At 63.6% G+C, this 12,211-nt stretch carries 14 protein-coding genes; 10 read left to right on the top strand and 4 right to left on the bottom strand.

Annotation, left to right across the window (positions count from 1 at the left end; translation table 11 throughout):
• The first annotated feature begins 265 nt into the window (after positions 1–265).
• From NKJ06_RS05230 to NKJ06_RS05195, 8 genes are all read left to right on the top strand, one after another.
• The gene (locus NKJ06_RS05230) at positions 266–673 is read left to right on the top strand and encodes an endonuclease domain-containing protein (protein ID WP_352626944.1); all 408 of its coding nucleotides are present in this window, start codon (positions 266–268) and stop codon (positions 671–673) included.
• Entirely contained in the window at positions 670–1,056 is a 387-nt protein-coding gene (locus NKJ06_RS05225) for a VOC family protein (protein WP_352626946.1), read from the top strand. Before NKJ06_RS05230 ends, NKJ06_RS05225 begins: the two co-directional genes overlap by 4 nt.
• A gap of 6 nt (positions 1,057–1,062) precedes the next feature.
• A complete protein-coding gene (locus NKJ06_RS05220; RefSeq protein ID WP_352626947.1) occupies positions 1,063–1,554 on the top strand; it encodes a GFA family protein in 492 nt (163 codons plus the stop codon).
• Positions 1,551–2,027, top strand: coding sequence for a GFA family protein (locus NKJ06_RS05215; protein ID WP_352626949.1), 477 nt, complete (start codon positions 1,551–1,553; stop codon positions 2,025–2,027). Before NKJ06_RS05220 ends, NKJ06_RS05215 begins: the two co-directional genes overlap by 4 nt.
• Positions 2,024–2,983: a prolyl aminopeptidase gene (gene pip, locus NKJ06_RS05210; RefSeq protein WP_352809296.1), complete on the top strand. Its 960-nt coding sequence runs from the start codon at positions 2,024–2,026 to the stop codon at positions 2,981–2,983. Before NKJ06_RS05215 ends, pip begins: the two co-directional genes overlap by 4 nt.
• Before the next feature lie 197 nt (positions 2,984–3,180).
• The gene (gene cimA / locus NKJ06_RS05205; protein ID WP_352809295.1) at positions 3,181–4,797 is read left to right on the top strand and encodes a citramalate synthase; all 1,617 of its coding nucleotides are present in this window, start codon (positions 3,181–3,183) and stop codon (positions 4,795–4,797) included.
• A gap of 83 nt (positions 4,798–4,880) precedes the next feature.
• Positions 4,881–5,798 (top strand): EamA family transporter RarD, encoded by a 918-nt coding sequence (gene rarD, locus NKJ06_RS05200; RefSeq protein ID WP_352809294.1) that lies wholly within the window; start codon positions 4,881–4,883, stop codon positions 5,796–5,798.
• 9 nt (positions 5,799–5,807) lie between these two features.
• Positions 5,808–6,494 (top strand): glutathione S-transferase family protein, encoded by a 687-nt coding sequence (locus NKJ06_RS05195; protein ID WP_352809293.1) that lies wholly within the window; start codon positions 5,808–5,810, stop codon positions 6,492–6,494.
• Between the two features lie 12 nt (positions 6,495–6,506).
• On the opposite strand, the gene NKJ06_RS05190 is transcribed toward NKJ06_RS05195, so the two are convergent.
• Together NKJ06_RS05190 and NKJ06_RS05185 are read right to left on the bottom strand one after the other, a co-directional pair.
• Complete coding sequence (locus NKJ06_RS05190) at positions 6,507–7,505, bottom strand: transporter (RefSeq protein WP_352809292.1); 999 nt, start codon at positions 7,503–7,505, stop codon at positions 6,507–6,509.
• Positions 7,506–7,683: 178 nt separating this feature from the next.
• Complete coding sequence (locus NKJ06_RS05185) at positions 7,684–7,974, bottom strand: hypothetical protein (protein ID WP_352809290.1); 291 nt, start codon at positions 7,972–7,974, stop codon at positions 7,684–7,686.
• A gap of 111 nt (positions 7,975–8,085) precedes the next feature.
• On the opposite strand from NKJ06_RS05185, the gene NKJ06_RS05180 reads away from it, so the two are divergent.
• Positions 8,086–8,979, top strand: coding sequence for a LysR substrate-binding domain-containing protein (locus tag NKJ06_RS05180; protein ID WP_352809289.1), 894 nt, complete (start codon positions 8,086–8,088; stop codon positions 8,977–8,979).
• A gap of 280 nt (positions 8,980–9,259) precedes the next feature.
• Here NKJ06_RS05180 and NKJ06_RS05175 read toward each other — a convergent pair whose 3' ends face one another.
• On the bottom strand, positions 9,260–9,871 hold the full coding sequence (locus NKJ06_RS05175; protein WP_352809288.1) for an LOG family protein: 612 nt from the start codon (positions 9,869–9,871) through the stop codon (positions 9,260–9,262).
• A gap of 143 nt (positions 9,872–10,014) precedes the next feature.
• Here NKJ06_RS05175 and NKJ06_RS05170 point away from each other — a divergent pair, with 143 nt between their 5' ends.
• Positions 10,015–11,568 (top strand): LysM peptidoglycan-binding domain-containing protein, encoded by a 1,554-nt coding sequence (locus tag NKJ06_RS05170; RefSeq protein ID WP_352809287.1) that lies wholly within the window; start codon positions 10,015–10,017, stop codon positions 11,566–11,568.
• A gap of 46 nt (positions 11,569–11,614) precedes the next feature.
• Here the strand turns inward: NKJ06_RS05170 and NKJ06_RS05165 are convergent.
• On the bottom strand, positions 11,615–12,211 hold a 597-nt coding region (locus tag NKJ06_RS05165), incomplete at its 5' end, for an IS481 family transposase (protein ID WP_352809286.1).

Genomic DNA, 12,211 nt, shown 5'->3' with positions numbered 1-12,211 from the left:
AGACGCTGGCGACGGCCAATCTCCCCCCTTGCGGGGGAGATGTCCGGCAGGACAGAGGGGGGTGTGAAGGAACGCCATCGTTTCTGATTGCTTACCCTCGTTTCGACCGTTTCTCGAGAAGGCAGCGGTCTCCAGTTAATAGGTCGGCGGGACAGCACCCTCCTCTGTCCTGCCGGACATCTCCCCCGCAAGTGGGGAGATTGGCAGCTCCGCCGAGTAGACCTGTTCTGCAACGTTTAGCAGCCTTCTCGTACGAAGGTGCCTGATGGGTCACGACCTCGTCCCATCACGCCAGCGCAAGAACGCAAAATCCATGCGTCGTGTGATGACCGACGCCGAGCTGAAGCTCTGGAACGAGCTTCGCGCGCATCGGCTAGTGGGCATAAGCTTCCGCCGGCAGGTGCCAATCGGCCCTTATATCGTTGATTTTGCCTGCTCGGAAAAAAAGCTGATTATTGAGGTTGATGGTAGCCAGCACGCAGACGCTGAGCACGTCGTGCGCGATGCAGAACGCAGCGCATATTTGAAGAGCAGTGGCTGGACCATCCTGCGCTTCTGGAACGACGACGTCATTCGCGATATCGACAATGCCTGCCAGCACGTCGTGATCGAGGCCGGCCTGGTCGGCCTCGAAATGCCGGCGAGCGAACCAGTAAGGGAGTCCGTTCAATGATCGACCATCTCGGTATCACCGTTGCCGATTTCGACGCTTCGAAGGCGTTCTATGACAAGGCAATGGCGCCGTTGGGTGCCGCGCTCCTCTACATGGTGCCGCTGGAATACACCGGCGGCGCCAAGGTCGGTGGCTATGGCCGCGACCGGCCGGTGTTCTGGCTGAGTGCCGGCAAGGACAAGCCCAAGGATCACCAGCACGTCGCCTTCACCGCGCGCAGCCGCGCCGAGGTCGATGCCTTCCATGCCGCGGCCCTTGCCGCCGGCGGCAAGGACAATGGCGGGCCAGGGCTGCGCCCGCACTATCATCCGAACTATTACGGCGCTTTCGTCTTCGATCCCGACGGCAACAATGTCGAAGCCGTCTGCCATGCCCCGGAGTGAGCGGCGATGAGCCTCGACAACCGGCCGATCTACACCGGCGGCTGCCAATGCGGCGCGGTGCGCTTTCGCGTCGAAGGCGCGTTGGGAGACGCTTCGATCTGCCATTGCCGCATGTGCCAGAAGGCGTTCGGCTCGTTCTACGCGCCGCTGGTTTCGGTGCGCGGCGCGAAGCTCGACTGGACTCGTGGTGAGCCGAAATATTTTCGCTCGTCCAACCATGTCGATCGTGGTTTTTGTGCCGATTGCGGTACGCCGCTGACCTTCACCGCGCCGGATGGCGTCGGCCTCGCCATCGGTGCGTTCGACAATCCGGCGGAGATCGTGCCGCTGATTCAGTGGGGCACCGAGGCAAAGCTGCCCTATGTCGACACCATTCCGCAATTGCCGGGCGAGGAGACGATGGCCGATATGTCTTCGGCCCCCTATCTGGCCGATCTCGTCTCCTACCAGCATCCCGACCACGACACCGAACAATGGCCGCCAAAGGAAAAGCCATGACCGATCAGGTAAGAACTGGTGGCTGCCAATGCGGCGCCGTCCGTTTCCGCATTCATGGGGCGCTCGGCCGTCCGTCCATCTGCCATTGCCGCATGTGCCAGAAGCAATTCGGCTCGTTCTTCGGCGCGCTGGTCACGGTACCCAAGGATGGCGTCGAATGGACCCATGAAGAGCCGAGCTATTTCCAGTCGTCGGTCAACATCGATCGTGGTTTCTGCGCCCGCTGCGGGACGCCGCTGACCTATCGGCAGCCAGGCGGACTTGAGATCGCCATCGGCGCCTTCGACGACCGTTCGGATCTGGCACCGCAGATCCAGGTCAACTACGCCGCGCGGCTGCCCTGGGTGGAGACGATCTTCGATCAGCCCGTCCACCAGGATCCCGACTATTACGCCCGGCAGGAATCCATCATCTCCTTCCAGCACCCCGACCATGAAACAGCGGACTGGCCGACCAAAGGTTTGCAGCTATGAGCAGTCAATTGCGTACTCTTTATCCAGAAATCGAAGCGTTCGATTCCGGCGTGCTCGATGTCGGCGACGGCCATCAGGTCTACTGGGAGCGTTCCGGCACCAAGGGCGCCAAGCCGGCGGTGTTCCTGCATGGCGGGCCGGGCGGTACCATCTCGCCGAAACACAGGCGGCTGTTCGACCCGAAGCTCTACGATGTCATCCTGTTCGACCAGCGCGGCTGCGGAAAATCGACCCCCAATGCCTCGCTCGAAGCCAACACCACCTGGCATCTGGTCGCCGACATCGAACGGCTGCGCGAGATGGCCGGCTTCGACAAATGGCTGGTATTCGGCGGCTCCTGGGGCTCCACGCTTGCGCTTGCCTATGCCGAAACGCACCCCGAACGCGTCAGTGAACTGGTGGTGCGCGGCATCTACACGCTGACGCGCGCCGAACTCGAATGGTATTACCAGTTCGGCGTCTCCGAAATGTTCCCGGACAAATGGGAGCGGTTCCTGGCGCCGATCCCTGAGGCCGAGCGCGGCGACATGATGGCCGCCTACCGCAAGCGGCTGGTCGGCAGCGATCGCAAGGCGCAGATCGAGGCGGCCCGCGCCTGGAGCCTGTGGGAAGGCGAGACCATCACACTGTTGCCGGAGCCGGAGACCAGCGGACCGTTTGGGCAGGACGACTATGCCGTCGCCTTCGCCCGCATCGAAAACCACTATTTCGTCCATGCCGGCTGGCTGGAGGAAGGGCAACTGCTGCGCGACGCACACAAGCTTGCGGATATCCCCGGCACCATCGTCCACGGCCGCTACGACATGCCGTGCCCGGCGCGCTATGCCTGGGCGCTGCACAAGGCCTGGCCGAAGGCGGATTTCCACCTGATCGAGGGCGCCGGTCATGCGTATTCGGAGCCAGGCATTCTGGATCAACTGATCCGGGCGACGGATCGGTTTGCAGGGAAGATATAGGCGATGCACGGCGATCCTTCACACCCCCCTCTGTCCTGCCGGACATCTCCCCCGCAAGGGGGGAGATTGGATGTCGCCTTCGCTTTCGCCAATCGCCGACATTGCAGGACCAGCGCTGTCGTCAAAGCTGCCGATCTCCCCCTTTGCGGGGGAGATGGCCGGCAGGCCAGAGGGGGGTGCTCAAGCACCTTGCTGTCATGAAAAAGGAAAGACTGTTCCTCTTCGACACCACCTTGCGCGATGGCCAGCAGACGCCGGGCATTGACTTTTCCGTCGAGGATAAGATCGCCATCGCCAAACTGCTTGACACCTTCGGCCTCGACTATGTCGAGGGCGGCTATCCCGGCGCCAACCCGACCGACACCGCCTTCTTCCAGGAGAAACGGACGGCGCGGGCCAAATTCGTCGCCTTCGGCATGACCAAGCGGGCAGGGGTGTCGGCGTCCAACGATCCCGGCCTTGCGTCACTGGTGCAATCGAAGTCGGATGCCATCTGCTTCGTTGCCAAGAGCTGGGACTATCATGTCCGTGTCGCGCTCGGCTGCACCAACGAGGAGAACCTCGACGCCATCAAGGCCTCCGTCGAGGCGGCGATTGCCACCGGCAAGGAGGCGCTGGTCGACTGCGAGCATTTCTTCGACGGCTTCAAGGCCAACCCCGACTATGCGCTGGCCTGTGCCAGGACCGCTTATGATGCCGGCGCGCGCTGGGTGGTGCTGTGCGACACCAATGGCGGCACGCAGCCGTCGGAAGTCCGCGCCATTGTCGAGAGCGTCATCGCCTTCGGTATGTCAGGCGATCATCTCGGCATCCATGCCCATGACGACACTGGCCAGGCCGTGGCCAATTCGCTGGCTGCGGTCGAGGCCGGCGTGCGCCAGATCCAGGGCACGCTCAACGGCATCGGCGAGCGCTGCGGCAACGCCAATCTCATCTCGATCGTGCCGACGCTGGCGCTGAAGCCGGCCTTCGCCGACCGTTTTGAGACGGGCATTTCGACTGAAGCGCTGACCGGCATTTCGCGCCTGTCGCGCGCCTTTGACGAACTCTTGAACCGCGCGCCGGAAGCGCAGGCGCCCTATGTCGGCGCTTCCGCCTTCGCGACCAAGGCTGGCATCCATGCTTCGGCGCTGGCCAAGGAGCCGGCGACCTATGAGCATGTGCCTCCGGAAACGGTCGGCAACCGCCGCCGCGTCATGGTTTCGGACCAGGGCGGCAAGGCCAATTTCCTCGCCGAACTGAAGCGGCGCGGCATCGCCGTGCCGAAGGACGATCACCGGCTCGACGCGCTGATATCGGTAGTCAAGGAACGCGAGGCCGAGGGCTATGCCTATGAGGGCGCCGACGCCAGCTTCGAGCTTCTGGCGCGCAAGATGCTGCACGGCCTGCCGGAATTCTTCAACGTCACCTCGTTCCGCTGCATGGTCGAGCGCCGCTTCGACGCCAACGGCCAGTTGAAGACGGTCTCCGAAGCGATCGTCAAAGTGCTGGTCGACGGCGAGGAGAAGATGTCGGTGGCCGAGGGGCATGGCCCGGTCAACGCACTCGACATCGCGCTGCGCAAGGATCTCGGCAAATTCCAGGGCGAGATCGCCGACATGGAGCTTGCCGACTTCAAGGTGCGTATCCTCAATGGCGGCACCGAGGCGATCACCCGCGTTCTGATCGAATCGCATGACGGCACCGGCGCGCGCTGGTGGACGGTCGGCGTTTCCGAAAACATCATCGACGCCTCGTTCCAGGCGCTGATGGATTCGATCGTCTACAAGCTGATGAAGAACCGCGAAATGGCGGGACTGGTGGCGGCCGAGTAGGGTTGAACCATCAGCGAAAGTCCATTGATCCATCAGAACTTTGCGATGGTCTTGGCAAGATGGCTGGGCCATAGCCTTGGGCCATGGCCACTGAAGCAATTACCCTGGACGCTGATTCCAAGGCCCGTCGCGGATTCCTGCTTGCACTGGGCGCTTATTTGCTGTGGGGAATGCTGCCCTTCTACATGAAGGCCGTGGCGCATCTGCCGCTCGCCGAAGTCATTGCCCACCGCATCGTCTGGTCGGTGCCGATCGCCGCCGCCGTTCTGGTCTGGGCCGGCCGCACAACCGACTTCAAGGCGGCACTGCGCTCACCCCGCACCATCGCCATGGCCGCGCTGACGGCGGCGCTGATCTCGGTCAATTGGGGTATCTATGTCTGGGCGATCGCCGTCGACCGCACCGTCGAGACCGCGCTCGGCTATTACATCAACCCGCTGGTCAGCGTCGTCGTCGGCGCGCTGTTGCTGGGCGAGCGGCTCGATCGTCTGCAGATCGCAGCCGTGGTGCTGGCGGCGGTCGCCGTCGCCGTGCTGACCATAGAGGGCGGCAAGCTGCCTTGGGTGTCGCTGGCGCTGGCGTTTTCCTTCGCCGCCTACGGCTTCTTCCGCAAGACGTTGCCGATCGGCCCGAGTCAGGGCTTTTTGCTCGAAGTTCTCCTGCTGTCGGTGCCGGCCCTTGGCTACATCATCTACTTGATCGCGACCGGACAGGACCACATCGTATCCAGCAGCGGTGCCGATACGGCGTTGCTGATCGGCTGCGGTCCGATCACATCGGTACCGCTGCTGTTGTTCGCCTTCGGCGCCAAGCTGTTGCGCCTCTCCACCATCGGCATCATGCAATATATCGCGCCGACCATGGTTTTCCTGATCGCCGTGCTGATTTTCAACGAGCCTTTCGGCACCACTCAGGCGGTTGCGTTCGCGCTGATCTGGGCGGCACTGGCGGTCTATTCCTGGTCGATGCTGACGACAGCGCGCAAGGCTTCTGCCCGGTAAGGAGTTTCGATGTACCTGTTGCACATCGCCAACAAGAACTATTCCTCATGGTCGCTGCGGCCCTGGGTGCTGATGCGAGAGCTGGATATCCCATTTGAGGAGCAACTGACGCCATTCCCGACCGGATCGAGCTGGGAACTCTACCGGTCGTTCTCGCCCAGCGGCCGGGTGCCGTGCCTGATCGACGACGGTTGGGCGGTCTGGGACTCGCTCGCCATCGCCGAATATCTGGCGGAGCGCCACCATGGCGTTTGGCCCGTCGAGGCAAAGGCACGCGCCTGGGCACGCTCGGCCGCCGCCGAGATGCATTCGAGCTTCACCGCACTGCGCGGTTCATGCCCAATGAGTTGCGGCCTGCGCGTGAAGCCGTTTCCGATGTCCGATGCGCTGAAGCAGGATCTCTTTCGCCTCGGCGATCTCTGGAACGATGGTCTTGCCCGTTTCGGCGGACCGTTTCTCGCCGGCCCTCATTTCACCGCCGTCGACGCCTTCTTTGCCCCAGTGGCGTTTCGAGCACAGTCCTACGGGCTCGTTTTCGGAGGGGCCGCCACCGCCTATCCGGCGCAATTGCTTGCTCTGCCGGCGATGCGCGAATGGTATGCGGCGGGCCTTGCCGAGACCTGGCGCGAGCCCGACCACGAAGCGGAAGTCGCCGCCGCCGGCACCGTCCTCGAGGATTTTCGCGCTTCGGCGTGAAAGGCACTGACGTTACATCCCCCGGCCGAGCCGTCGGACGAACAGATAGGTAGCCGCGGCGATAATAGCCGATACCGCGGTTACCACCCAGAAGCCCATGGGCGTGTCGACCAGCGGCAGCCCGCCGACATTCATGCCGAACAGGCCCGAGATGATGGTCATCGGCAACAGCACCGCTGTCATGACAGAGAGGACATAGAGGAGCTGGTTCGACTGCATGGTCAGCTTGGCCATCAGCTCGTCCTGCAACAGCCTTGTGCGCGCCTGCAACTGCTCGCCGTCATGATAGAGCGTATGCGCCCGTTGCGAGAGCCTGACCGCCATGTCGTTGATCGGGTCAGGCAGCTCGTTGCGATGCGAATGATCGAGATGCCGGAACAGATTGGTGATCGTCGCCATCTGCCGATGGATCACCACCAATTGTCGGCGCGCCTCGACCAGCGCTTGTCGTTCATTGTGCCATGCATCGCGCACGACACGGTCCTCGATGCCGTCGAGCGTGTCGCCCAGCTTGCGGAGCTCGGCCGACATGCCGTCGAGCGACTGGCCCGTGACCGCCTCGATCAGTTCCGCCGGCGAGCGGAATTTCCGCGATCCATTTTCCACCGCCTTGCGGACGGCGTCGATCGATTCCAGCGGCTGCTTGCGAGCGCCGATCAGCATCGTGTCGTTGAAGGCGAAGCGGAAATGGACGAGTCCGCGCGCCTCCGAAAAGTCGTGCCTGAGATCCGGCAGATCGCCATAGAGCCAGCCATCCTCGAAGTCGATGTGGCAACCATGGCTCGGGGCAAGGAAGGCGTCGCGCACCGGCCCCGGCAAAGCCCTTTCGGCGCCGATCTCCTGGCGTGCGTGCAAGTCGGTGATCTGATAGCTGCGCCATGTCCAGTGCGCGGCGGCTGCGTCCCTGGTTCGCACGCCCTCTGCGGTGAAGTGATAGATGAAGAACAACCCGTGCTCATCGGGCATGTAAGGCGACAGGTCGGTGCCTTCCGGGGCGAGAGCGATATCCATGGGCGCGGTGCCAGATGCAGGTTTCGAACATGGCACCGCATGGCGGCCGCCTGACCCTTGATGTCTAGCACGGGCGAACCCGGTTTCGTGTGACGGTTTCTTGACGGCCGATCAGAGTCTGTCGATCACCCACGTCAATCCGGTGGTGACGCCTTCGCCGCCACCGGATTGCGCCCTCTCAACGCTTCGGGCCGAACCCAGGGTAAGGGTTAAGCGGCACGATGGCAGCGATGTCCATCATCCCTGCCTTCACCAGCGGCAAGGTGGCGAGATGACCGCGCACGTCGGCGTCGCTGCCGGCTTCGAACATCATGCCGCTGCCCGGGATGTCGCCTCGGTTCCAAACCTGGCGGACCGCGCCTTCGGCGTAGAGCGTGCGCCGCTGTTCGGCCTCGCTGGGCAGAAGTGGGGCGAAATCGGCATCGGCAAACTCAGCGGTGTTGCGGGTGAGAAGGGCAAAGAACTGCATGGCGGTCTCCTTTGGTTGGGATGGCCGAGTATCACCTCCGCTGGTCAGACTGTCCAAGACTGGTTAGGCTAAAGTTAAGATCGAAAAGGACTTGAGACTCGGAGAGCAAAGATGTTCGACCTACGCCAACTCCGCTATTTCGTCACCGTCGCCGAAACCGGCAATGTCGGGCGCGCCGCCGAAATGCTGCATATCTCGCAGTCGCCACTCAGCCGGCAGATCATGCAGCTCGAGAAGCAACTCGGCGTCTCCCTCTTTGAAAGGTCGAAGCAACGGGTCCATCTCAACGCCGAGGGTCGCGCCTTCCTCACCGAGGCCCGCTCGCTGCTGTCCAACGCGCGACGCCTGGAGGAGTTCGGCCGCAACCTGGCCAGCGGCGCAGTCGGCCGGCTCGCCATCGGCTATGTCGAAGGGGCTGTGCATGCCGGGCTTGTCGCAGGCATGCTGCGCCAGTTCCGCCGCGACCGGCCGGACTTTCACCTGCAACTGAGAAGCCTGCGTTCGGCGGCGCAGCTGGAGGGGCTGCGCCAGCGGGTGCTCGATCTGGGCTTTGTCTATTCGCAGCCAACCGACGATGACCCGGATATCGCCGCCATCGCGCTGCGGCATGAGCCGCTGGTGCTGGCGATCCCCGAAGATGATCCGCTTGTCCAAATATCAGAGATCGGGCCGCATCACCTCGACGGCCGCATCTGGATCACGGTCGTGCGCCAGCCCGACGACACCAATCGCGGGCAATTCCTTGCCGCCTGCGCCAAAGCCGGCTTTCTGCCCGACATCGCCTATGAGACGGCGGACCCGCTGACCTCGCTCGGTCTGGTCAGCGCCGGTCTCGGCCTGGCGACGGTGCAGGCCAGCCTGCGTGCCGCCGCACCGTCGCGGATCGTGTTTCGCGACCTGCCATGGTTCGAGCGCACGGTTTCCATCTATCTTGCCTGGCGGCGTCACGACCGCCGCGCGGTGATCGCTGATCTGCGGCAGGCAGCTGCAGGCAGTAGGCAGTAGGCAGTAGGCAGTAGGCAGTAGGATAGGGCTCCGCACCGGCTTTTGTGCCGGTAATAGGAATTTTTTCTTGATTCCGTGCCCTCAGCTATGGTATATATTCATCCATGGTGCTGATTTGCGCCAGTGACCCGCCGCACAGGCGGGTTTTTCGTTTGATGCTCCCTCAGCCAATGCGCAGGCGAAGGCTCCGAAGGAACCCGTTAACCCGAGTTCGTTGCCCTGGGCAGTAGGCAGTAGGATTGCCGTCCCCCGGCATTCACACTGCCTATTCTCTACTGCCTCACATCTTGTCTATCACCGACTGCACGCCCTCGGTCGGGGCGTCGACGGAGGACCCAGCCACCATGATGGCGGCGACGATTGCTTCGGGGTCGTCGACAACCAGCGGCCTGACTCGCTGCGCGGTGTGGATGAAGCCCTCGGCGGCCATGTGATCGAGCAACGCCAGCATCGGGTCCCAGAATCCTCCTACATTGCCGAAGACGATCGGCTTGCGGTGATGTCCAAGCTGCGCCCAGGTCATGACCTCGACAATCTCCTCGACCGTGCCGATGCCGCCCGGCAGCGCCACAAAGGCGTCGGATTTCTCGAACATCTTGTGTTTACGCTCATGCATGTTGTCGGTGATCACGAGTTCGTCGAGCCGATCAAGCGCGGTTTCCGTCGCCTCCTTGTTGATCAGGAAGCGCGGAATGATGCCCGTCACCTTGCCGCCGGCGCGCAGGACGCCTTCGGCGACGGCGCCCATGATGCCTTTGGTGCCGCCGCCATAGATTAGCCGCAGGCCCGCTTTGGCGATCGAGCGCCCGAGCAGGTGCCCGGCCTTGATATAAATTTCATCGCGGCCCGGAGACGAGCCGCAATAGACGCAAACGGATCGAATCGTGTTCATGCTGATGATTGGTGATTGGGTCTGAAAGCGCGGTCAAGCCCCAAGGGTCAACAAGCTCGGGCTTTTTCTTGTCGGTCCCTCTTTCTTGTCGACATGGGCAAAACAGGCTAGACCGGCGTTAGGTGGCTAAGGGGTAGAGAAATATGGTGATTAATCCATTGAAGGCGTTCCTGTTCGTGGCGGGTGGGACCGTTGCGGCCGCGGGGACCGCCTATGTATCGGGTGCGCTCGACCCGTATCTTAATCCGACACCGCCGCCGCAAGTGGCGGCCTTGACGCCGCCCGCGGCGCCGAAACCGGCTGATCCCGGCACGGAAGCGCGGCTGCCGCCAGCGGCTGTGCCGGCCGCGCCTGCCGCGGTGCCCCAGACAACGGCGCCGGCCGCACCGGCAACGGGTGCAGCGGTTCCGGCAGCGCCGGCTGCGGCCGGTCCGATCGCACCGTCCTTCGATGTCGTGCGAGTCGAGAGCAATGGCTCCATTGTGATTGCCGGCAACGCAGCGCCCAACGCGAAGGTCGAGATCCTCAACGGCGCGCCCGTGCTCGGTTCGACGGTCGCCGGTCCCGACGGCGCCTTTGTCATCGTGCTCGACGATCCGTTGAAGCCTGGCGACTATACGATTGCCCTGCGCGCGACCACCGGCGGTGTCGTGACGCCGTCGGTGCAGACCGCTGTGGTCTCGGTTCCCAAGGATGCGGCTGGCCAGGTGCTGGCGATGGTCGAGGAGCCCGGCAAGCCGGCCGAACTGCTCACCGTTCCCGCGCCCGAGGCTAAGCCGGCCGCCCCGGCTGCCGGCGACCAGGCCGCCGCGCCGGCGGCTCCCGCGGCGGAAGCGCCCGCAACTGCTTCGGCACCAGCCGCGCCGGCGGCTCCGGCGCCGGCCGTGGCTGAAGCGTCACCTGCTCCGGCAGCCCCATCGGCGGCTGCGCCAGACGTGTCCGAACCCAAGATCGTCGTCGAGGCAGTGGAGATCGACGGCAACAAGATATTTGTTGCCGGCCTCTCAGATCCGGGCCGCAAGGTGCGCGCCTATGCCAATGATATTCTGCTCGGTGACGCTCAGACGTCGCCGAACGGCCATTTCCTCGTCGAGGCGACGCGCGACATTCCGGTCGGCAGCTATACCATCCATGTCGACGGTCTCGATGCCGACGGCGTGAAAGTGGTGGCACGCGCCGCCGTGCCATTCGAGCGCGAGCCGGGTGAATCGATCGCCGCCGTGGCGCCCGCAGAGCCCAAGCCCGCCGAGGCAAAACCCTCGGACCCGAAGCCTGCGGCTCCCGCTGCCGCCGAAGCGCCCGCAACTCCTGCAGCGCCAGCCGCCGAGGCGCCAGCCGTTGCCGCCGCACCGGCCGAAACGGCACCGGCCACGACGCCTGCTCCCGCCGCCGAAGCCCCGGCCATTGTGGCGGAGACCACGCCGCCGAGCGATGTGCCCGAGACCGTGGCGCCCAAACTCGAACATGCCGATGGCGCCGTCATCATCCACCGCAACGACACGCTGTGGCGGATTTCGCGGCGTGTTTACGGTCATGGCGTGCGCTATTCGACCATCTACCTCGCCAACCAGGATCAGATCAGCGATCCTGATCGCATCTGGCCGGGACAGGTGTTCAAGGTCCCGGAAAAATCCAAGGAAGGCGAAGCCGCCGACCTCAAGGCGATGGGCAAGCAGGCGACGACAAAGACCAACTAGAGACAAGGCTTTCCGGAGGTCGAAGTCAGCTAGCTCATTGAGTCGCTTAGGTGTGGAGCCTCAACAGGTTGTCGTCGGTTAAGGCGAGGCGACTGATGGGCGGTTTTGACTTTAGGCTGCCGTGGGGGCGATGCCAATTATATCGGTGCAGCCAGACCGGCAGTTCGGCGGCGCGGTGGTCGGATGTCGGGTAGGCAATGGCGTAGGCCCACTCCCTGAGCGCGGTCTGGATGAAGCGCTCGGCCTTGCCGTTGGTCTTGGGCGTATAGGGCCTTGTCGTGACGTGCTTGAGGCCGAGATCGCGGCAGGCCTTGGCGAAGACCTTCGACCTGTAGCAGGAGCCGTTGTCGGTCATGACGCGGGCGATCGCGACGCCGAGGCTGGCGTAGTAGGCAACCGCCGCCTTGAGGAAGGCGATGGCGCTTTCTTTTTTCTCGTCGGGCAGTATCTGCGAGAAGGCAATGCGCGAGGCGTCGTCGATGCAGACATGGACGAACTCCCAGCCGGCGCCGCGCGACTTGCCCTTTTGCGGATCGCCGGTGATGCGATGGCCGACCTGGCTGAAGCGGCCGAGCTTCTTGATGTCGATGTGGATCATCTCGCCGGGGTGCTCGCGCTCGTAGCGCCGGACCGGTTCGGCCGG

The sequence above is a fragment of the Mesorhizobium sp. M0293 genome (assembly GCF_040321735.1).
In the GTDB taxonomy this organism is placed as follows: Bacteria; Pseudomonadota; Alphaproteobacteria; order Rhizobiales; family Rhizobiaceae; genus Mesorhizobium.
The sequence above is the reverse complement of the archived record's forward strand: the minus strand, read 5'-3'. Positions and strand labels throughout refer to the sequence as shown.